Source organism: Acidovorax sp. NN32 (genome assembly GCF_057597245.1).
In genome coordinates this window covers 1,035,205-1,055,857 of record NZ_CP199679.1, presented here as the reverse complement: position 1 = coordinate 1,055,857, position 20,653 = coordinate 1,035,205, and the positions used below count along the sequence as shown (strand labels likewise).

Below are 20,653 nucleotides of genomic sequence, written 5' to 3'. Positions count from 1 at the left end.
GCACAGCCTCGCGGCAATGTGCCGCTTAACGCGCCCGGACTTCTTCCACCAGCTCGATCGGCAACCCATCAGGGTCGGCAAAAAAGGTGAACAACGCGCCGGTAAACGGATCGACCCGCACCGGCTCCACCGCCACGCCATGCGCTACCAGCGTGCCCACGCTGGCTTCCATATCGGCTACGCGCAACGCCAGATGGCGCAGGCCACAGGCCTCGGGGTAGGACGGGCGTGCGGGTGGGTGGGGGAAGGAAAAAAGCTCCACCTGCGTTCCATCGGGTAACTGCAGGTCCAGCTTGTACGACTGCCGCTCCGCCCGAAAGACTTCGTGCACCACCCGCAGGCCGAGCACCTCGGTGTAGAAGCGGCGCGAGCGGACATAGTCGCTGGCGATGATGGCCACATGGTGCACACCGCTGACCTGTAGCGCAGGCCCCGGCGCGGGCGGTGCGGCAACTTCGCTGCTCATCCTTCGGAGCCGGCAATATCGAGCGCACGCGAAGCGCCATACAGCGCAGGCGTGGCGCTCGGGTCAATGATCCAGCAGGGGATGGACGCGAGGTAGGGCTGAAAGCGCCCCTTGGACTCGAACCGTGCGCGGAACGAGGATTTGTCGAACCACGTGCCCAAGCGCGGCACCATGCCGCCGCCAATGAACACGCCGCCGCGCGCGCCCAGGGTAAGCGCCAGGTTACCCGCAACGCTGCCCAGAAAGCCGCAGAACAGGTCCAGCGCCTCCAGCGCCAAGGCATCGTTGGACTGCAGGGCCAGCTCGGTCACTTCGGCGGCCGAACTGATCTCCTTGCCGCCGCGCTGGGCCAGCCTGCGCAGCGCGTGGTACAGGTCCACCAGCCCCGCACCCGACACCGCGCGCTCTGCGGACACATGGCCATAGCGTTCTTGCAGGATGGCCAGCACGTCGAATTCGCGCTGCGTCTGCGCGGCCAGCGACACGTGCCCGCCCTCGCCCGACAAGGGCACACCGTTGCTAGACCCCGGCGGGAAGACCAGACCCGACACGCCCAGGCCCGTGCCCGGGCCCAGCAGCGCGATGGCAGCGCCCGGCACGGCCTCGCCGCCGCCCACGGGGCGCAGCAGGTCGGGCGTCAGCAGGGGCAGCGCCAGTGCCAGCGCGGTGAAGTCGTTGATGACCACCAGGCGCTCAAAACCAAACGCCTCGCGCACCGCGCGCTGCGAGAAGCTCCAGCTGTGGTTGGTCATGCGGATGGCGTCGCCCGTGACGGGGTTGGCAATGCCGAACGCCGCCTCGCGCGGGGTGGGTACGCCCACTTCTGTCAGATAGGCCGCCAGCGCAGCATCCACGGTGGGGAACTGCGCACAGGGCAACACGCGCGTGTCGTGCAAGGGGCCGCCCGGTTCGTTCTGCCAGGCCAGTCGGATATTGGTGCCGCCGATGTCGGCAAGGAGGCGCTGAGGGTGCATGGGAAAAAGATGAAAACCAAAGGTCACACGCCCCCGTTGCCCTGCGGCAGACGGCGGCCTGCGGATCGCTAACGCTATTATTTATATAGCTATTGGCGCTTGATGGATAAGCGATGGAGCCTCTTTTTACCTGAATTACCGCTTCAGGCAAAGACCAAAGCCCCTTCTTGCAGCGACCCAGGGGCCGGGGTTCCCAACCGCTCAGCCTGTCAATCGATCTTCGGACTTGGCGTCGAACCAGTGGGCGTTGGCGGGCTCTACCGCCAGGCCCACGGCGTCGCCGGGCTGCACACGGGTCTGCGCATCGGTGCGCAGCGTGACGCTGCCTGCGGCGGTGTCCACCATCACATAGGTGTCGGGGCCCGTGGGCTCCACCACGCTGACCCTGCCGCGCCAGGGGGCAGTCTCCTGCATCACCAGGTGCTCAGGGCGCACGCCCAGCAGCACTTCGTTGGAACCGCTTTGTGGGGGGGATGGAGGTGCCAGGTTCAACGCCGCGCCCTGGATGCCAAACTGCCCGCCCGTGACCGCGCCACGCAGCAGGTTCATGGTGGGCGAGCCGATGAAGGTGGCCACGTAGGTATTGGCCGGGCGGTTGTAGATCTCGTCGGGCGTGCCCAGCTGCTGCACCACGCCGCCCTTCATCACCGCGATGCGCGAACCCAGGGTCATGGCTTCGACCTGGTCATGCGTCACGTACACGCTGGTGATGCCGCTGGCCTGGTGCAGGCGCTTGATCTCGGCGCGCATCTCCACGCGCAGCTTGGCGTCGAGGTTGGACAGCGGTTCGTCAAACAAGAAGAGCTGCGGCTGGCGCGCCAGGGCCCGGCCCATGGCCACGCGCTGGCGCTGGCCGCCCGAGAGCTGGCTGGGGCGGCGGTCGAGCAGGTGACTGATCTGCAGCATGGCTGCGACTTCGTCGATGCGCTTTTGGCGCTCTGGCTTGGGCATCTTGCGCATCTCCAGCGCAAAGCCAATGTTGTCGGCCACAGAGAGCGTGGGGTACAGCGCGTAGCTCTGGAACACCATGGCGATGTCACGGTCGCGCGGGGGCATGCCCACCACGTTCTTGCCACCGATGCGGATCTCGCCTTCGGTGGGCTCGTCCAGGCCCGCAATGATGTTGAGCAACGTGGATTTGCCGCAGCCCGAGGGGCCGACCAGGATCAGGAACTCGCCCGGTGCCACGTGGATGTCGATCTTGCGCAGCACTTCCACGCTCTTGTCACCCTTGCCAAAGCGCTTGTTGATGCCCGCGATGTCCAATGAAGACGCCATGATTTTCCTTAACCTTTCACCGCGCCAGCCGTCAGGCCGCGCACAAAAAACTTGCCTGCGAGAACATAGATCACCATGGTGGGCAAGCCTGCGATGATCGCGGCCGCCATGTCCACGTTGTAGGCCTTCACACTGCTGCTGGTGTTGGCCAGGTTGTTCAGGCCCACCGTCACGGGCTTCGAGTCCGTGCCCGAGAACACCACACCGAACAGGAAATCGTTCCAGATGTTGGTGAACTGCCAGATCAGCGTGACCATGATGATGGGCGTGGACAGCGGCAGCACGATGCGCCAGAAGATCTGGAAGAAGCTGGCGCCATCCATGCGCGCCGCGTTCACCAGCTCCTTCGGGATCGCCGCGTAGTAATTGCGAAAGAACAGCGTGGTGCCCGCCAGCCCCGCCAGGCAGTGCACCAGCACCAGCCCGGTGATGGAACTCGAAAGCCCTAGCCATCCCAGCACCTGGCTCATGGGCAGCAGCACCACCTGGAACGGCATGAACACACCAAACAGCAGCATGCCGAACAGCGCATCGCTGCCGCGAAACTTCCACAGGCTCAGCACATAACCATTGAGCGCACCCCACACGGTGGAGATCATCACGGCCGGCACGGCCATGGCCACCGAATTCCAGAAGAACGGGCGCAGGCCATTGCAGTCCACGCCCGTGCAGGCGCTGGACCAGGCCGTGCCCCAGGCTGCCCCGTTCAGCGCAGCGGGCAGCGCCAGCAGCGAGGTGCTGCGGATCTCCTCGGCATCCTTGAACGAGGTGACCAGCATGGCGTACAGCGGCAGCAGGAAGAACGCGGTGGCCAGGGCCAGCACGGCATAGACCAGCAAGCGGCCAAGCGATGGAAAGAGGGAGGGCTTAGCGGTCATGGGGCTTGGTCCGCAGTTCGCTGTAAAGGTAAGGGATGACCAGTGCCGCCACGGTGGCCAGCATCATGGTGGCACTGGCGGCGCCCAGGCCGATCTGGCCGCGCGAGAACGACATGGTGTACATGAACGTTGCGGGCACGTCGGTGGAAAAACCAGGGCCACCGGCGGTGAGCGCCATCACAAGGTCAAAGCTCTTGATCGCCAGGTGCGACAGCACCATGACCGTGGAGAAGAACACGGGCCGCAGTGCTGGCAGCACGATGCGCCAGTAGATGCGTGGCAAGGATGCACCATCGACCTGCGCGGCCTTGATGATGCTGTCGTCGATGCCCCGCAGGCCCGCCAGGAACAGCGCCATCGCAAAACCAGCGCTTTGCCAGATGCCTGCAATCACCACGCAGTAGATGGCCATCTCGGTGTCCACCAGCCAGCCAAACTCAAAATTCGGAAAGCCCCAGTCGCGCACCATTTTTTCGATGCCCAGGCCCGGGTTCAGCAGCCACTTCCAGGCCGTGCCCGTGACCACAAACGACAGGGCCATGGGGTACAGGTAAATGGTGCGCAGCGCGCCCTCAGCGCGGATCTTCTGGTCCAGCAGCACGGCCAGCACGACGCCGATGGCCAGGGACCCGCCCACGTAGCCCACGCCGAAGATGCCGAGGTTCTTGAGCGCGACCCACCAGCGGTCCATCTCCCAGAGTTTTTCGTACTGCGCGAGGCCCACCCACTCGTAGTTGGGGAGCATGCGCGATGCGGAGAGGCTCAGCACGCCATTCCAGACCATCAGGCCATAGATGAAGGCAAAGCCCAGTACAAAAGCCGGTGTCACGACCAGCTTGGGCAGCCATGTTTCAAACGTGTTTTTGCTCATGGCCACGGTATGTGTTTGTCATCGTCCTGCATGTAAAAAAAGCGGGGGACACGCAGGAGTGCCCCCCAAATGAACAAAGTAACCTCTGACTAACTCGCTAACTCACTACCTACTCAACGGATCACCACCACACCTCGTACTGCACGCCCACCAGCGTGCGCGAGGTCTTGCCATTGGCGCCAAAGGTTGCGGCATTGGCCAGTGCCGCTGCCTGGTTCCAGTTGGCCTTGGTCACGTACAGACGCAACTCGGGACGTGACCAGAAGTCTTCCGACAGGGCCAAGGCGCCCGCCAGCGTGACCTTGGACAGGCGCTGGTCAGCACCAGTGCCCTTGCGGGTGGTGGTGGACAGTTCCACCAGGCCCTTGAAGTTCTTGGTGAACGCATAGGAGCCACGGCCGCCCAGCGAGAAGTCCTTGGTCTCCACGCCCGTCAGATCAGCCTTGTTGGTCTGGTAGCCAATGAGGGCCTGACCACCAAACGGGCCGCTTTGCCAATTGATGGAGTCGGCGATGCGGGTGGCGCGCTTGCCAGCGCTGGTGCCCTCGATGGCCTCGAACTCTCCGTCGATGCGCGCATGGCCCCGCGATGTTTGCAGGTACAGCGTGTTGGTGATGCTGGGCAGCAGGAATTCCTTTTGCGTGTGCATGAAGGAGATGCCCGAGCCCGAACCGCCATTGACCTGGCCCTTGCCCCCCACCGCCGTCAGCAGCACCCGCAGCTTGCCGCCCGGGTTGGTGTTGATCTCCGACAGGTCGGCGTTGATGCGGTGTGCCTTCACGTTGTTGGGCAGGCCACCGTCGAACTTGTCGCCGGTGAACACACCCAGGCCCAGCTTCATGCCGCCGACGGGCACGTCGGTCACACCGGCGCCGATGTTGTCGCCGTAGTTCAGCAGGAAGTAGTCGACGATGTGCACGTCCTGGATCCGCAGGCGGCGCTGGCCGACCCAGAACTTGGCTTCGGGTGAGAACGAGAAGCCGCTCATTTCCACAAATGCCTGTTCGGTGCTGATGTCGCCACTGCCCCACTTGGCGGGCATGTAGTTGACCTTCCACTTGACACCGCCGGCTTCAAAACCGCGTGCAAAGTTGACTTCGATGCCGTTGTCACCCTCGTTGCCCAGGCGGTATTTTTGCAGCTCGCCACCGAGCGAAAGGTTGCCCTTGACGCCGTCGGAGTGGTTGAACACCGGGCCGCCCCGCGAGTAACCGTTGAACTCAAAGCCTGCTACATCCATAGCAAAGGCGCCATTCGCGCATGCGGCGGCCAAAGCCACCGCCGTAAGGCGGTTTCTTGTCTTCATGATGGGATCCCTCTGGGGTTGGTTTTAGTGCGTGTGTGCGCGTGTGTCTTGCACGGCTTACTTGGTTTTCGCGGCGGCCGCGATCTTCTTCATGGCATCGGCGACGCTGACCTTGTCGTCGTTCCAGAACTGGCTGACCACGTCCTTGATGGCGCCTTCGGTGGCCGGGGCAATTGCCATCCCGTGGGCCGCGCTGGGCACCAGGCCGCCGCTCTTGGCGGTGTCCACGAAGTCCTTGGCCGAGGCCTTGGCGCAGTCGTCAAACTTGTCCATGGGCTGGCCCGCACGCACGGGGATGGAGCCTTTGTTCAGGTTGAACACTTCCTGGAAAGCCGGGCTCATGATGGCGCTGGCGAGGTCGCTCTGCGCCTTCTGTGCGGCAGCATCCTTCAGCTTGAACAGAATGAACGAATCGACGTTGAAGGTGAACGCGTTGGCCGAGCCCGGTGCAGCAGCACACAGGAAGTCTTTGCCCGGCGCCTTGCCTGCGGCCAGGAACTCGCCCTTGGCCCAGTCGCCCATCAGCTGAAAGCCTGCCTTGCCCTGGATCAGCATGGCCGTGGCCAGGTTCCAGTCGCGGCCAGGGGCGCCGGGGTCGGTGTAGCCCTTGATGCGGCGGAAGGTCTCCAGCGACTTCTTCATGGTGTCGCTGTTGATGGCCTTGTCGTCAAGCTTGACCAAGGCGTCCTGGTAGAACTTGGGGCCACCCACGCCGAGCACCACCGATTCAAACGTGGTGAAGTCCTGCCAGTTCTGGCCACCGTGGGCCACGGGCACCAGGCCTGCGGCCTTGAGCTTATCGGCCGCCGCAAAGAACTCGTCCCAGGTCTTGGGCATGGCGGCCACGCCAGCCTTCTTCAGGGCCTCAGAACTGCCCCACATCCAGTTCACACGGTGCACGTTGACCGGGGCGGCCACGTAAGCGCCCTTGTACTTCATGACATCGGCGACCACCTTGGGCAGCAGGTCATCCCATTTTTCAGCCTTGGCCAGGGTGTCCATGTTGGCCAGCACGCCTTCGGACGCCCACTCCTGAATGGCCGGGCCCTTGGTCTGCGCAGCCGACGGTGGGTTGCCCGAGATCACGCGGCTCTTGAGCACGGTCATGGCGCTGTCGCCACCGCCACCGGCCACGGCAAAGTCGCGCCAGGTGTGGCCCTTGCCCTGCATGATCTTCTTGAGCTCGGCCACCGACTTGGCTTCGCCGCCCGAAGTCCAGTAGTGCAGGACCTCCACCTCCCCCGCGCTGGCCGACATCGCTGCCGCCAGGCCCACCGCCACTGCGGCGATTTTTGTCATCTTCCACATACCCGTGTCTCCTCGATGTTTGAATCCGTTGGTGCGCCGCAATCCGGTGCTGTTCAGCGCAGTCGGTACTTTAATTACAATAATTAATGAACATATCAGGGCTTTCCCGGGTGTGGGTTACATACCAACGCCATTGGCCCGTTATTGAATTACCAACCGCTGCGGGTGCAAGCATTGCCGTGCTGCAGGAGCCGCTGGCGGGGTGCTTTGTTATGCTCAATCCCATGGCCACGATACTGATTGTTGAAGATGATGCCCTGCTGCTGGACGCGCTGACTGGCCAGCTCCAGCAGCTGGAATTCGGCGTGCACACGGCCTCCAGTGTGGCCGAGGCCACCACGCTGCTGCAGTCGCAGGCGGTGGACGGCATCATCCTGGACCTGGGCCTGCCCGGCGCCGACGGCATGGAGCTTCTGACCTGGGCGCGCACCCACATTGCCGGCCTGCCCGTGCTGATTCTGACCGCGCGCGATGGCGTGGAAGACCGCGTGCTGGGTCTCAATGCCGGGGCTGACGACTACATCACCAAGCCCTTCAACATGCAGGAGCTACAGGCCCGCCTGCAGGCCATGCTGCGCCGTGCGCGCCAGCCCGCCTTTACCCAGGCCAGCAGCGCCGCAGGCGGCGCCAGCACCACCATCGGCCCGCTGGTGCTGGACCACGCCAGCCATTCGGCGGCGCTCAATGGCGACCTGCTCGACCTGACCCAGCGCGAATGGGAGCTGCTGGAGTTGCTGGTCAACCGCTGTGGCGAAGTCGTCACGCGCGACGATGTGCTGGCCGCCTGGCGCGCCAGCCCCCCGGAGCCCGGACAAACCGCCGCGCCCCCGCTCAACTCCAACGCGCTGGAGGTTTATGTGCACCGCCTGCGCAAGAAGCTCGACACCTCGCCGCTGGCCATCCGCAACATCCGGGGGCTGGGGTACATGCTGAACAGGCCGTGAAGTGGAGTGCCCCCCTGAGTCGCTGCGCGCCTTCCCCCCAGGGGGACGCCGCCAGCGCGGCGGGGCGGCCCTTGCGCGGCGGCCCTGGCCAGGCCGCACCGGTTTCGCCCGCTGTGCCGCAAACTCACTTGACTGGCTGCATCACCCAAATTGCCCCCACCCGTTCGGGCTGAGCCTGTCGAAGCCGGGGAGTGTTTTTGCAAACAGCCCTTCGACAACCTCAGGGCGAATACTCCCTCTGCGGCAAGTCTTCCATCAGACAAACTTGTATTGGTAATTCATGCGCCACGTACCGGGGGTTTCTCTTCAACGCAAGCTGCTGCTGTGGCTGTTGCTGCCGCAGCTGGTGTTGTGGCTGTCTGGCGGGTTTCTGGCGTGGCGCATTGCGCTGCAGAACGGCGAGAAGGGCATTGACCAGACGCTGACGCAGTCGGTGCGGGCGCTCGCGCGGCAGATCAAGCCGATCGGGGACGGGTTGCTGGTGGACTTTCCCAAGGCCGCGCAGGACATCCTGGAGCAGGACCCGGCCGACCGCATCACCTACATGGTGTCGTCCCCGCCCGGCCGCTTTCTGCTGGGCAATGCCCAGCTGCCTCCGCCGCCGCCCGTGGAGGTGCGCGTGGGCGACCCCTACCTGTACCACGCCCGCGTGGATGACCGCCCCGTGCGCGTGGCGCTGCTGGACGTGGACTACGGCACACCCCAGACGCGCCAGACCCTGCGCGTGCAGGTGGCGCAGAGCCTCACCGTGCGCGAGCGCATCGCGCAGGAGCTGCTGGAGCAGATGGTGTTCCCCATGGGGCTGATGGGCCTGGCGCTGAGCGCCGTGGTGTATGCGGGCGTGCTGCGCGGCCTGCAGCCCTTGAAGCGCCTGGAGGCCCAGATCGAGCGCGCCGGCGCCCTGCCGCAGGCTGGCACCACGCCGCTGCCCCCCATCGAGCTGACCTCGGCTCCGCAGGAGGTGCATTCGCTGGCCAGCACCATCAACCGGCTGCTGGAGACCGTGGCGCGCGGCCAGCAAAAGGAAAAGCGCTTTCTCAACGACGCTGCGCACCAACTGCGCACCCCGCTGGCCGGGCTCATCGGCCAGACCGAGCTGGCCCTGCACGAAAGCCATGAGCCCGCCGTGCAGGAACGGCTGCAGAAAGTGCTTTCGGCCGCCCAGCGCAGCGCCCACTTGGTGCACCAGCTGCTGCAGCTGGCGCGCTCCGAATCGAACGTGGAGATGCAGGCCATCGACCTGGCCTGCCTGGCCCGCGAAGTCGCTCGCGAATGGGCAGCCCGCGCCCTGGCGCAAGGCATGGACCTGGGCTACGAGGGTGACGACAGCCTGCCCGTGCAAGGCCACCCGGTGCTGCTGCGCGAGGCGCTCAACAACCTCATCGACAACGCACTGCACTACGCAGGCCCCGGCGCCACGGTGACAGTGCGTGTGGGCCACGAGGAGCCCGGGCGCTGGGCCTTGCTGCTGGTGGAGGACGACGGGCCGGGCGTGCCAGCCGAACACCTGGGCGATCTGTTTGCGCGCTTCTGGCGCGGGTCGGACAAGGCGGGGGGGTGTGGGCTCGGGCTGTCGATCGTGGAGGAGATCGCGCTGCGGCATGGCGGCCGGACGGTGGCGGAGGGGGTGGTGCCGAGGGGGTTGCGGGTGGGGATGCGGCTGCCTGCGGGGTGAATTTTTGGCTTTTTTGGGGTCTGGCGCTTGACCTACAAGCGCGGGAAGCTGCTTTTTTCATAGCATCTTGCACGTACCATTCGGACTGAGCCTGTCAAAGCCAGGGCAAGCTCGTTCTCTGGTTTATGCAGCGTGCTTGGGTCAAGGGCGAAGGCCGGGAGTCGCCCGGCATGCGAGTAACTTTCTTTCGCGTCGCCGAGAGGGTGTAGAAGAAATAAATTAAAATCCTGTCGCACTGACCAAGCAGGAGCAATGCAATGGCAAAGACAGGCCGACCGCCCGTGATATCCACTGGGGAGTACGCAGCCTTGCGCGAGGTAGTGCGCGACAACCCCCAGGCGACACTGCCGGAGTTGGCCCTGGTCTGGGGCGAACGCATGGGCCGCAACGCCCCCAGCACAGTGACCCTGCGTGCAGCGCTCAAGGCCGCTGGGTTACAGCGGACACGACCCAAGCAGCAACTGGCACGCGCCAACCCCCAGCAGCCTGGCACCCGCTACGGCTACACCGCCCTGCATCGCCCCAGCAGCGACTCGGGCATGGCCCTTGCCCTCACAGACGCTGAATGGGCACTGGCCCAGGACTTGTTCGAACCAGAGCCCGGCGCGCGAGGTCGGCCTGCAACGTACTCTCGACGCAGCGTGGTTGAAGCGTGCTGCTACGTGCTGCGCACCGGCTCGTCCTGGCGCAACCTGCCCACCCAGATCTATCCTCCCTGGCAGTCGGTGCAAAAAGCCTTTGTACGCTGGGCCCGTCAAGGCAAGTTTGAAGCGCTGCACGAGCGTCTGCGCCAGCAGTGGCGGCAACGTGTGGAGCGCGCAGAGCAGCCCAGTGAAGCCGTGATCGACTCCCAATCCAACCGTGGCAGCCCTCAGGGCGGAACGCTGGGCTTTGATGCGGGCAAGAAGGTTCAAGGGCGCAAGCGCCATCTGGTCGTGGATACGCTGGGATTGCTGCTGGCGGTGGTGGTCACCAGCGCCGCTGTACCGGACCGCGCAGCGGCTGGGCAAGCAGTGGCACAGGCGTGCGCACGCACAGGCGGGTCGTTGAAGGTGTTGTGGGCCGACAGTGCATATGCCGGGCAATGTGCTCAGGAGATCGAAAAGGTGCACCGGGTGCAGGTGCAGATAGTGCGAAACAGTGGCCGTCACCGTTGGGATGACGCTCAGCAATCGTTGTGGAGCGAAGAGCAGCCGGTGGCCATGCCCAAGAAGCGTTGGGTGGTGGAGCGCACCCATGCATGGCTGGAGCGTAACCGAAGGCTTGTGATGCACCATGATCGCAAGCCGTTCTATGCGCAGGCATGGGTGTGGCTGGCGCAGGCGCGGATGCTGCTGGGGCGGTTGAGATAGATTTCTTCTACACCCTCCGAAAGAAAGTCACCAAAGAAAGGGCGACCCTGCTGTCTGCGACCCCTTCGCTGCGCTGCGGGGCAACCTGGGGTGCTCGGTCACGGGGTGCACCGCAGAACTCGCTGCGCGCCTGCGGCGCTCCGCTCGGACAACTGCGGTGAGTCAGTTCACGAAGCATGCGCGCTCCGACGCGCATGCCACCCCGCGCCCTGCGCGCCCCAGGCGCATACAGAAGGGAACCCAGAACATCCATTCGGGCCATTGCTGCGCTCGGCCGCGTCTCGCGGGCGCAAGCGCCACGCGCTGCGCAACCTGGGCCGAGCGCAGCAACGGCCCGTGTGGATGTTCGGCTGCCCAACCCCCCTGCTGGCTGCGCCTGCGGCGGGGCGGTTGGGGGGTGAGCATGGGCGTCGGAGCGCCCATGCCTCGCTAACTGACTCGCCGTGGTTGTCCGAGCGGCGCGCGCCAGCGCAAAGCGAGTTCCACGGCGCACCCCGCAACCGCCCCGGCGCAGGTTTACCCCGTAGCGAAGCGCAGGGGTCGCAGACTGGGGGGCGCCTTTCTTTTGCTTACTTTTCTTTGGAGGGTGTAGAAGAAATAAATTAAAATCCTGTCGCACTGACCAAGCAGGAGCAATGCAATGGCAAAGACAGGCCGACCGCCCGTGATATCCACTGGGGAGTACGCAGCCTTGCGCGAGGTAGTGCGCGACAACCCCCAGGCGACACTGCCGGAGTTGGCCCTGGTCTGGGGCGAACGCATGGGCCGCAACGCCCCCAGCACAGTGACCCTGCGTGCAGCGCTCAAGGCCGCTGGGTTACAGCGGACACGACCCAAGCAGCAACTGGCACGCGCCAACCCCCAGCAGCCTGGCACCCGCTACGGCTACACCGCCCTGCATCGCCCCAGCAGCGACTCGGGCATGGCCCTTGCCCTCACAGACGCTGAATGGGCACTGGCCCAGGACTTGTTCGAACCAGAGCCCGGCGCGCGAGGTCGGCCTGCAACGTACTCTCGACGCAGCGTGGTTGAAGCGTGCTGCTACGTGCTGCGCACCGGCTCGTCCTGGCGCAACCTGCCCACCCAGATCTATCCTCCCTGGCAGTCGGTGCAAAAAGCCTTTGTACGCTGGGCCCGTCAAGGCAAGTTTGAAGCGCTGCACGAGCGTCTGCGCCAGCAGTGGCGGCAACGTGTGGAGCGCGCAGAGCAGCCCAGTGAAGCCGTGATCGACTCCCAATCCAACCGTGGCAGCCCTCAGGGCGGAACGCTGGGCTTTGATGCGGGCAAGAAGGTTCAAGGGCGCAAGCGCCATCTGGTCGTGGATACGCTGGGATTGCTGCTGGCGGTGGTGGTCACCAGCGCCGCTGTACCGGACCGCGCAGCGGCTGGGCAAGCAGTGGCACAGGCGTGCGCACGCACAGGCGGGTCGTTGAAGGTGTTGTGGGCCGACAGTGCATATGCCGGGCAATGTGCTCAGGAGATCGAAAAGGTGCACCGGGTGCAGGTGCAGATAGTGCGAAACAGTGGCCGTCACCGTTGGGATGACGCTCAGCAATCGTTGTGGAGCGAAGAGCAGCCGGTGGCCATGCCCAAGAAGCGTTGGGTGGTGGAGCGCACCCATGCATGGCTGGAGCGTAACCGAAGGCTTGTGATGCACCATGATCGCAAGCCGTTCTATGCGCAGGCATGGGTGTGGCTGGCGCAGGCGCGGATGCTGCTGGGGCGGTTGAGATAGATTTCTTCTACACCCTCTTGGCGAAGCAAAGAAAAGTGAGTCGCCCGCCGGGGCGACAACCCGGCCTCCGCCCTCAACACAAGCATGCTTTTCAAACCAGCGCGCCAAGGCCTCGACAAGCTCAGCCCGAACGCTATGGGGCAAACCGCGTAGCTATAAAAACAATAGCGGCTAGCGCTTTCTACACAAGCGCTAGCCGCCAAAACCACTAAAAATGCTGACCTCAAGCCGCCAGAATCAGCTTCTCCAGCTTCACCGCATCCACCGCAAACGCCCGAATCCCCTCGGCCAGCTTCTCAGTCGCCATCGCGTCCTCATTCAACGCATAACGGAACCCCGCCTCGCCATAGTTCACCGCAGGCAAATCCATCGCCTTGGCAGCCTCTGCATCCAGCGCCCGCTGCAACGGCGCCTCGCTCGCCGCCAGCTGCGCCAGCAGTTCGGGCGCAATGGTCAGCAGGTCGCACCCAGCCAGCGCCGTGATCTGGCCCACGTTGCGGAAGCTTGCACCCATCACCTCGGTGGCAATGCCAAAACGCTTGTAGTGGTTGTAGATCTGCGTGACCGACTGCACGCCCGGGTCGTTGGCGCCCGCGCGCGCGGCCTCATCCCAGCTCGCGCCCGCCTGCTTCTTGTACCAGTCGTAAATGCGGCCCACAAACGGGGAAATCAGCTGTACCTTGGCCTGGCCGCAAGCCACGGCCTGGGCGAACGAGAACAGCAGCGTGAGGTTGGTATGGATGCCCTTGCGCTCGAGCTGGGCAGCGGCCTGGATGCCTTCCCACGTAGCGGCGATCTTGATGAGCACGCGGTCGATGTGGATGCCTTCGGCCTGGTACAGCTCGATGATGCGCTCGGCGCGCGTGACGGTGGCGCTGGTGTCAAAGCTCAGACGCGCATCCACTTCGGTGGAGACGCGGCCGGGCACGTGGGTCAGGATTTCGCAACCAAAACGCACCAGCAGGCGGTCAATCACCTCGTCCATGGCGCGCCCTTGCCACTTGGCGACGGTGTCCTTGAGCAGGGGCGCGTATTCTGGCTTTTGCACCGCCTTGAGGATCAGCGAGGGATTGGTCGTGGCGTCCTGCGGACGGAACTGGGCCAGTTGCAGAAAGTCGCCAGTGTCGGCAACCACGGTGGTGAACTGTTTGAGGGCGTCGAGTTGGTTCATGGCGCCATTATTCCGCATCACGTTGGGCACCTTCGGTACTACCAACCACCGATACGCCGTGGGCACCCAGGCTCAGCTGCACGTCATCACCCACGGCCAGCACATCATCCAGGTCGGACGACACCACAAAGATGTGGCCGAGCGTGGTGTCAAAGGTGTATTCGTGCACCGCGCCCAGATAGGCCCGCTTGTCCAGCCGGGCGGGCAGCAGGCCCGCGCCCTGGCGATGAATGCGCCAGGCCTCCGGCCGCACCGCCACCTTTACCGGGCCGCTCTTCACCGCCATGCGGGGGCGCAGCACCAGCGGGCCGAGTGCCACCGTGCCGTCCGCGTCGGCCACGGCGGGGAACAGCATCGCCTCACCCATGAAACCGGCCACAAACTCACTGTGCGGGGTTTCGTACAGCGCGCGCGGCGAGCCCTTTTGCGCAATCAGGCCCTGGTTCATCACAATGATCTGGTCGCTCACGGCCATGGCCTCGGCCTGGTCGTGTGTGACGTAAGCCACGGTGAGCGACAGGCGCTGCTGCAAGGCACGGATTTCCTCACGCATCTCACGGCGCAGGCGGGCGTCGAGGTTGGACAGGGGCTCGTCGAACAGCAGCACCTCGGGCTCCAGCACCAGCGCGCGGGCCAGGGCCACGCGCTGCTGCTGTCCGCCCGAGAGTTCACTGGGCAGGCGGTCGTCATAGCCCACCAGGCCCACGCCGCGCAGCGCCTCCACCGCCTTGGTCCGTGCCTGCTCCTTGGGCTGGCCTGACATGCGCAGGCCGTACATCACGTTTTCCACCACGCTCATGTGTGGGAACAGCGCGTAGCTCTGGAACATCATGCTCACGTTGCGCTGCGCGGGGCCGAGTGTGGTCACGTCCTTGCCGGCAATGAAGATCTCGCCCGAGGTGGGCGACTCCAGCCCCGCGATCATGCGCAAGGTGGTGGTCTTGCCGCAGCCCGAGGGGCCGAGGATGGTGGTGAGCGTGCCGCGCGGCACCTCAAAGCTGATGCCCTTGACGGCCAGGGCCGCACTGCTGTCGCTGCCGTAGCGCTTGGTGATGTTGCGGAACACGATGCCCGCGTCGTTGTTGTTCATGGTTGTCTTCTCAATTGACGATTGCGCCTGGCAACTGGCGCGGTCCAGGCGTGGGACGCCGAGCAAGGGCCGCCCCGCAGCGAGGGCGTCGTCCCCCTGGGGGGAAGGCGCCGAAGGCGACTCAGGGGGGCTCATAAGCCACCGCGCCGACCGAGTTTGCGGTCACCCACCAGCAGCTGAATGAGCCCGATGGAGGCCGACATGAGGATGATGAGCACCGTGCAGTACGCCAGCGCCACGCCATAGTCGCCATTGCCCACGCGGCCAATGATGTAGGTGGTGGCCAGCTCGTTTTCGGCCGTGACCAGGAAGATCACCGCACTCACGGTGGTGATGGCGCGCACAAAGCTGTAGACCAGCGCCGCCACCAGGGCGGGCTTGAGCAGCGGCAGCACCACATGGCGCAGCGTCTGCACACTGCCTGCGCGCAGCATGACGGACGCTTCATCCAGCGACCGGTCCAGCTGCTTGAACGCCGCCGTGCCCGCACGCACGCCCACCGGCAGGTTACGGAACATGAAGCACAGCACGATGATGAGCGCCGTGCCTGTCAGCTCGAACGGTGGCACGTTGAAGGCCAGGATGTAGCTCACGCCCAGCACCGTGCCCGGAATGGCAAAAGCCAGCAGCGCTGCAAACTCGAACGCGCCCTGCCCCCGGAACTCGGTGCGCGCCAGCAGCCACGCAATGCCGATGCCCAGCGTGGCCGTGAGCGGCGCCGAGATGGCGGCGAGCTTGAGCGTGGTGAAGAACGAGTTCCACGCCGTACCCGCCCACACCACACCAAACTCGCCCCATTCCACGCTGAACGCGGTACGGAAATGCGCCAGCGTGATCGTGTAGTCACGCCCCCAGGTCTGCACAAAGCCACCGGCCAGTGCAAACAGGTACACGATGAGGGTGAACGCCATCCAGGGCAGTGCAATCGAGTGCACCACGCGGCGCACACCGGTGGGCAGCGGCATGGCAATGCCTGCATCACCCTTGCCCGAGACGGTGGTGAAGTTCTGCTTGCCCAGCAAGCCGCGCTGGATGGCAAACACGGTGAGCGCAAAGAAGGTGAGGATCCAGGCCAGCGACGCGGCACGGCCCTGGTCGTACTGCGCACCCACGATGGCAAAGAAGATTTCGGTGGACAGCACCGAGAACTGCCCGCCCACCACGATGGGGTTGCCGAAGTCGGCCATGCTTTCGATGAAGCCCACCAGGAACGCATTGGCCAGGCCCGGCTTGAGCAGCGGCAGGGTCACTGTCATGAAGGTGCGGTGCGGGCTGGCACGCAGCGTTTGCGCGGCCTCTTCCAGGCTGGGCGCCACGCCCTGCACCACGCCACGCATGATCATGAAAGCAATGGGTGTGAAGGCAAAGGTCTGCGCCACCCACACGCCCAGCCAGCCGTAGAACCAGCGCGACGGCGTGATGCCAAATGCGTATTCCAGAAACTGGTTGAACACCCCGGCACGGCCAAACAGCAGGATGAGCCCCAGGCCCACCACAAACGGTGGCGTGATGATGGGCAGCAGCGCCACGATGCTCAAAGGCCGCGCATAGCGGCGCGACGCGCGCTCGGCCATCAGCGCCATGAAAGTGCCCAGCAGCGTGGTGCTGGTGGCGGTCATCAGCCCCAGGAACAGCGTGTTCCAGGCCACGCCGCAGCGCTGGCCTCCACCCAGGTTGGCCAGGCACGAGAGACCAAAGTTGCGCTCGTGCGCAATGCGCTCCCACACCACGGCCAGCGAGAACGGGCCGTCCTCCAGAAAAAACGCAGCCGACAACGCCTTGAGCACGGGGAACACGATGAACAGCGCGAGCAGGCTTCCACAGCCCACCACCGCAGCCGCTACGAACAGATCGCCTTTGAAAAATCCTCGCCGTGCCACGCCGAACGACAGCAGCACCAGCAGTGCTGACAACACCACAAACCCGCCCCAGCCCATGCCGGGCTGGCGCGCGCCCAGTTCACCCAGGCTGGTGTTCATCCACTCAAAGGCCCAGCCTCGTGCGCCAATCGCAAAGCCACTGAGCAACAAGGCCACAAGCCCCAGCGCGCCCCCCGCCGCAAGCACGGCGCCCTGCTTGCGTCCCGCAGGCAGGCAGGCGCCGAGCCCCGCCACGGCCAGACCGGCCAGGCCTAGCCAGAGCCAGGGCCGACCAAACAATGCCGCCTGCATGAGCCCGTTGGCCGCCTGTTCGCCGCTGAAAATCTGGCCCACCGCGAGCAGGCCATTGGCATCCTGCTGCGCATACCAGGGAAACACGAGATAACCCAGCACGCCCACGACCAGCCAGACCCACAGGGGCCGGTTGACCGAGGCGCTGGGTGCCGTGGTTCGGAGGGTTGCGTGCGCCGCCGCTGCTGCTGCCGACACCACCACCCCTTAGCGCGCCGCGTTCTGCACGTCTTTTTCCCAGCGCGCAATCAGGCGGCGACGCTCGGCGCTGGCGCCGTATTTGGCGTAGTCGTAGTTGATGAGCTTCATCTTGGAAGGGTCGGTCATGCGCGGGTCCTTGGGCACCTGCGTGTTGCTGGGCAGCTGGAACTGCTTGGCCGCCAGGCCAAACTGCTGGCCGCCTGGCGTGAGTGCCCATTCGTAGAACTTCTTGGCGGCCTCGGTGTTGGGGCCGTTCTTGACGATGCTCATGGAGCCCACCTCGGCGCCCGTGCCTTCCGAAGGCGTGACCGAGCCCACGGGGAAGCCGTTGACCGCCTCAGTGGTCACGTCGTGCACGAAGCTCACCGACACCGTGGTCTCGCCCCGGGCGGCCGCCTTGACGGGCGCCGTGCCCGAGCGGGTGTAGGTGCTGATGTTGGGGTGCAGGGCCTTGAGGTATTCAAACGCCTTTTCCTCGCCCATGATCTGCACCAGCGTAGCGATCATGGTGTAGGCCGTGCCACTCGATGCCGGGTTGGCCATCTGCACCTCGCCCTTGAACTCGGGCTTGAGCAGGTCGGCCCACGACTGCGGGGGGTTGAGCTTGCGCTTGGCCAGCAGCTCCTTGTTGTAGCCAAAGCCCAGCGGGCCCAGGTACACGCCCACCGTGCGGTACTTGGAATCCGCCGCCTGCTTTTGCGCCCAGGGGTACAGCTGCGGCAACTGGGGCGATTTGTATTCGAGCGTGAGGCCCTGCTCGGCCGCCTGCAGGTGCGGGTCGCCTGTGCCACCAAACCAGATGTCGGTCTTGGGGTTGGCGCGCTCGGCGTTGAGTTGCGCCAGGGCCTCGCCTGAGCCCTTGGCCGTCATGTTGACCTTGGTGCCGGTGGTCTTGGCGTACACCGTGGACATCAGGTTGCACCACTCGGCCTGCACCGAACAGATGATGTTGACCTGGCCCTGGGCCCAGCTGCCGGAGGCGGTGGCCACCAGGGCCGCACCGGCCAGAAGTTTCGTCAGCAAATGTTTGCGCATGGGAGTCTCCTCAGTATCTGGATAACGTGATGCAAGGATGCTAGTCCTGCAGGCAGGCCAGGGTCAGGGGGGAAACTCCCAGACCGGGTGCAAGCAGGTTGAAAGGCAGGGATGGCGCCCTCCCCGCCGCCTTGGGAACCAAGTTACATTAAGAATGGTTCCCCCAAACCTGTTCGAAGGCCTCACCTGAGCAACCCGCGCTGCACACCCTGACCGAGACATGCTCGACCGCATCACCGCCTCCCTGCCCTCCCTGGCCCCCGCCGAACAGCGCGTTGCCCGGCTGGTGCTGACCGACCCACGCACTTTTGCACGCCTGCCCGTGCGTGAATTGGCCGAACGCGCGCACGTGAGCAAGCCCACTGTGGTGCGCTTTTGCCGCAGCATGGGGTATGACGGACTGGCAGATTTCAAGCTCAAGCTGGCAGGCAGCGTGAGCGAAGGCGTGCCCTTCATCCACCGCAGCGTGGACGCCGACGACAAGACCGGCGACGTGCTGGTGAAGGTGGTGGACAACGCCGTGGCGGCCTTTTTGCAATACCGCAATGCCGCCAGCACCGTGGCGCTGGAGCGTGCGGCCGAGGCGATTGCAGCCACCTGGAAAACCGGCAAACGCATCGAGTTCTACGGCGTGGGCAACTCGGGCATCGTGGCACAGGACGCGCAGCACAAGTTCTTCCGTCTGGGCGTCACGTCCATTGCCACCAGCGACGGCCACATGCAGGTGATGAGCGCGACCCTGCTCGGCCCGGGCGATTGCGCGGTGATCATCTCCAACTCGGGCCGCACCCGCGATTTGATGGACGCCGCCGACATCGCCCGCAAGAACGGCGCCACCACCATCGCCATCACCGCCAGCGGCTCGCCCCTGGCCAGCACCTGCCAGATCCACCTGGCCGCCGACCACCCCGAGGGCTACGACCGCTACAGCCCCATGGTGTCGCGGCTGATGCACCTGCTCATCATCGACGTGCTGGCCACCTGCGTGGCGCTGCGCATTGGCAGCTCGCTGCAGCCGATCCTGCAGCAGATGAAAGAGAACCTGCGGGCCAAGCGCTACGCGTAAATCCTGGCCGTCAGGCCAGGCCGGGTGCACACCTTCTCAGTCCAGCGTGACACCCGCGTCGCGGATCACCTTGCCCCACTTGGTCGTTTCAGCAGCCAAGAAGGCATCGCACGCCTCCGGTGTGGTGCCCTCTCCGAAGGTACCCATGGTTTCGAGCTTGGCTTTGGTCTCTTCACTCTGGATGATGGCGTTCACCGCGTCCGACATGCGCTTGACAACGTCGCGCGACGTGCCGGCGGGAGCAATCATGCTGGCCCAGGTGCTGCCCAGCATGCCGGGCACGCCCTGCTCGATGAAGGTGGGCACGTCGGGCAACATGGGCAAGCGCTTTTCGCTGGCCACGCCGATGAGAGTGATGCGGCCTGCCTTGGCGGGCTGAATCAGGTTGGGCGGAGGGTCGAGGAACAAAGGCACCTGGCCGCCGAGCAAATCCGTCAGCGCCGGCGCGGCGCCGCGGTAGGGTATATGGACCATGAAGGTCTTGGTGAGTGACTTGAGCAACTCGCTGGTCAGGTGCGCGGCAGAGCCCGTGCCTGAAGAGGCAAAACTCACCTTGCCCGGGTTGGCCTTGGCATAGGCCACGAGTTCCTTCACCGTCTTGAACGGTGCATTGGGGGCCACCGCTGCCACCAGTGGAGAAACACCCAGCAGCGACACCCCCACCAGGTCCTTGCGCGGGTTGTAGGGCAGCTTGGGGTAGAGCGTGGTGTTGGCGGTAAAGGCCGGAATGACCACGCCAAAGGTGTGACCGTCCGGAGTGGACTTGGCGACAGCATCCACGCCGATGATGCTGTTGGCGCCGGGCTTGTTGTCGATGACAACCGACTGACCGAACTGCTTTTGCAGGCCCAAAGTCAGCAGACGCGCCATCTGGTCGGTAAAGCCGCCCGCCGTGTAGGGCACGATGATCTTGATCGGCTTGCTCGGCCAGGCCGTTTGTGCCAGCGCGGGCAGGGCAGCGCTGGCCAGCGCTGCGCCAGCGGCTTGCACGACACGGCGGCGGGAAAGGGAAGCGTTCATGGTCTTGTCTCCTTGGTTTTTTTAGTCAAAACAGGCTGTAGCGCTTTCCAATCAGGCGCAAACAGCTATGTTTTCAATAGCACCCGAATCGCGGTGCCGGATGCCTTGCTCC

The 20,653-nt window shown here is 64.8% G+C and carries 17 protein-coding genes; 5 read left to right on the top strand and 12 right to left on the bottom strand.

Annotated elements, in window-relative coordinates; all coding sequences use genetic code 11:
* Positions 1 to 25: 25 nt before the first annotated feature.
* The 7 genes from gloA2 to ACT89O_RS04850 all read right to left on the bottom strand — a co-directional run bounded on the left by gloA2 (position 26) and on the right by ACT89O_RS04850 (position 7,081).
* Entirely contained in the window at positions 26 to 466 is a 441-nt protein-coding gene (gene gloA2, locus ACT89O_RS04880; protein WP_487261987.1) for an SMU1112c/YaeR family gloxylase I-like metalloprotein, read from the bottom strand.
* Entirely contained in the window at positions 463 to 1,440 is a 978-nt protein-coding gene (glk, locus tag ACT89O_RS04875) for a glucokinase (protein ID WP_121422360.1), read from the bottom strand. The genes gloA2 and glk overlap by 4 nt, the downstream gene beginning before the upstream one ends.
* 201 nt (positions 1,441 to 1,641) lie before the next feature.
* On the bottom strand, positions 1,642 to 2,718 hold the full coding sequence (locus ACT89O_RS04870) for an ABC transporter ATP-binding protein (protein ID WP_121422359.1): 1,077 nt from the start codon (positions 2,716 to 2,718) through the stop codon (positions 1,642 to 1,644).
* A gap of 8 nt (positions 2,719 to 2,726) precedes the next feature.
* Entirely contained in the window at positions 2,727 to 3,596 is an 870-nt protein-coding gene (locus ACT89O_RS04865; RefSeq protein WP_121422358.1) for a carbohydrate ABC transporter permease, read from the bottom strand.
* The gene (locus ACT89O_RS04860; protein WP_121422357.1) at positions 3,586 to 4,467 is read right to left on the bottom strand and encodes a carbohydrate ABC transporter permease; all 882 of its coding nucleotides are present in this window, start codon (positions 4,465 to 4,467) and stop codon (positions 3,586 to 3,588) included. Before ACT89O_RS04860 ends, ACT89O_RS04865 begins: the two co-directional genes overlap by 11 nt.
* A 121-nt stretch (positions 4,468 to 4,588) precedes the next feature.
* Positions 4,589 to 5,773 carry a carbohydrate porin gene (locus tag ACT89O_RS04855; RefSeq protein WP_487257695.1) on the bottom strand — a complete coding sequence of 395 codons (1,185 nt, stop codon included), beginning with the start codon at positions 5,771 to 5,773 and terminating at the stop codon, positions 4,589 to 4,591.
* Positions 5,774 to 5,830: 57 nt separating this feature from the next.
* Positions 5,831 to 7,081: an ABC transporter substrate-binding protein gene (locus tag ACT89O_RS04850; RefSeq protein ID WP_176888375.1), complete on the bottom strand. Its 1,251-nt coding sequence runs from the start codon at positions 7,079 to 7,081 to the stop codon at positions 5,831 to 5,833.
* Between the two features lie 224 nt (positions 7,082 to 7,305).
* Between ACT89O_RS04850 and ACT89O_RS04845 the strand changes: the two genes are divergently transcribed.
* From ACT89O_RS04845 to ACT89O_RS04830, 4 genes are all read left to right on the top strand, one after another.
* Positions 7,306 to 8,025, top strand: coding sequence for a response regulator transcription factor (locus ACT89O_RS04845; protein ID WP_055395176.1), 720 nt, complete (start codon positions 7,306 to 7,308; stop codon positions 8,023 to 8,025).
* A gap of 280 nt (positions 8,026 to 8,305) precedes the next feature.
* Positions 8,306 to 9,700 carry a sensor histidine kinase gene (locus ACT89O_RS04840; protein ID WP_121507508.1) on the top strand — a complete coding sequence of 465 codons (1,395 nt, stop codon included), beginning with the start codon at positions 8,306 to 8,308 and terminating at the stop codon, positions 9,698 to 9,700.
* A gap of 257 nt (positions 9,701 to 9,957) precedes the next feature.
* Entirely contained in the window at positions 9,958 to 11,052 is a 1,095-nt protein-coding gene (locus tag ACT89O_RS04835) for an IS5 family transposase (RefSeq protein ID WP_487260675.1), read from the top strand.
* Between the two features lie 640 nt (positions 11,053 to 11,692).
* The gene (locus ACT89O_RS04830; protein ID WP_487260675.1) at positions 11,693 to 12,787 is read left to right on the top strand and encodes an IS5 family transposase; all 1,095 of its coding nucleotides are present in this window, start codon (positions 11,693 to 11,695) and stop codon (positions 12,785 to 12,787) included.
* Between the two features lie 223 nt (positions 12,788 to 13,010).
* Here the strand turns inward: ACT89O_RS04830 and tal are convergent, their stop codons facing one another.
* The 4 genes from tal to ACT89O_RS04810 all read right to left on the bottom strand — a co-directional run bounded on the left by tal (position 13,011) and on the right by ACT89O_RS04810 (position 18,455).
* Positions 13,011 to 13,958, bottom strand: a complete 948-nt coding sequence (tal, locus tag ACT89O_RS04825; RefSeq protein WP_487261986.1) for a transaldolase — start codon at positions 13,956 to 13,958, stop codon at positions 13,011 to 13,013.
* 7 nt (positions 13,959 to 13,965) lie between these two features.
* Positions 13,966 to 15,048 carry an ABC transporter ATP-binding protein gene (locus tag ACT89O_RS04820; protein WP_487261985.1) on the bottom strand — a complete coding sequence of 361 codons (1,083 nt, stop codon included), beginning with the start codon at positions 15,046 to 15,048 and terminating at the stop codon, positions 13,966 to 13,968.
* Between the two features lie 131 nt (positions 15,049 to 15,179).
* Positions 15,180 to 17,423 (bottom strand): ABC transporter permease, encoded by a 2,244-nt coding sequence (locus ACT89O_RS04815; protein ID WP_487261984.1) that lies wholly within the window; start codon positions 17,421 to 17,423, stop codon positions 15,180 to 15,182.
* 3 nt (positions 17,424 to 17,426) lie between these two features.
* The gene (locus ACT89O_RS04810) at positions 17,427 to 18,455 is read right to left on the bottom strand and encodes an ABC transporter substrate-binding protein (protein ID WP_228898878.1); all 1,029 of its coding nucleotides are present in this window, start codon (positions 18,453 to 18,455) and stop codon (positions 17,427 to 17,429) included.
* A gap of 220 nt (positions 18,456 to 18,675) precedes the next feature.
* Here ACT89O_RS04810 and ACT89O_RS04805 point away from each other — a divergent pair, with 220 nt between their 5' ends.
* Positions 18,676 to 19,521 carry a MurR/RpiR family transcriptional regulator gene (locus tag ACT89O_RS04805; RefSeq protein ID WP_055394300.1) on the top strand — a complete coding sequence of 282 codons (846 nt, stop codon included), beginning with the start codon at positions 18,676 to 18,678 and terminating at the stop codon, positions 19,519 to 19,521.
* Positions 19,522 to 19,557: 36 nt separating this feature from the next.
* On the opposite strand, the gene ACT89O_RS04800 is transcribed toward ACT89O_RS04805, so the two are convergent.
* Positions 19,558 to 20,541 (bottom strand): tripartite tricarboxylate transporter substrate binding protein, encoded by a 984-nt coding sequence (locus tag ACT89O_RS04800; RefSeq protein WP_431151911.1) that lies wholly within the window; start codon positions 20,539 to 20,541, stop codon positions 19,558 to 19,560.
* Positions 20,542 to 20,653 lie beyond the last annotated feature (112 nt).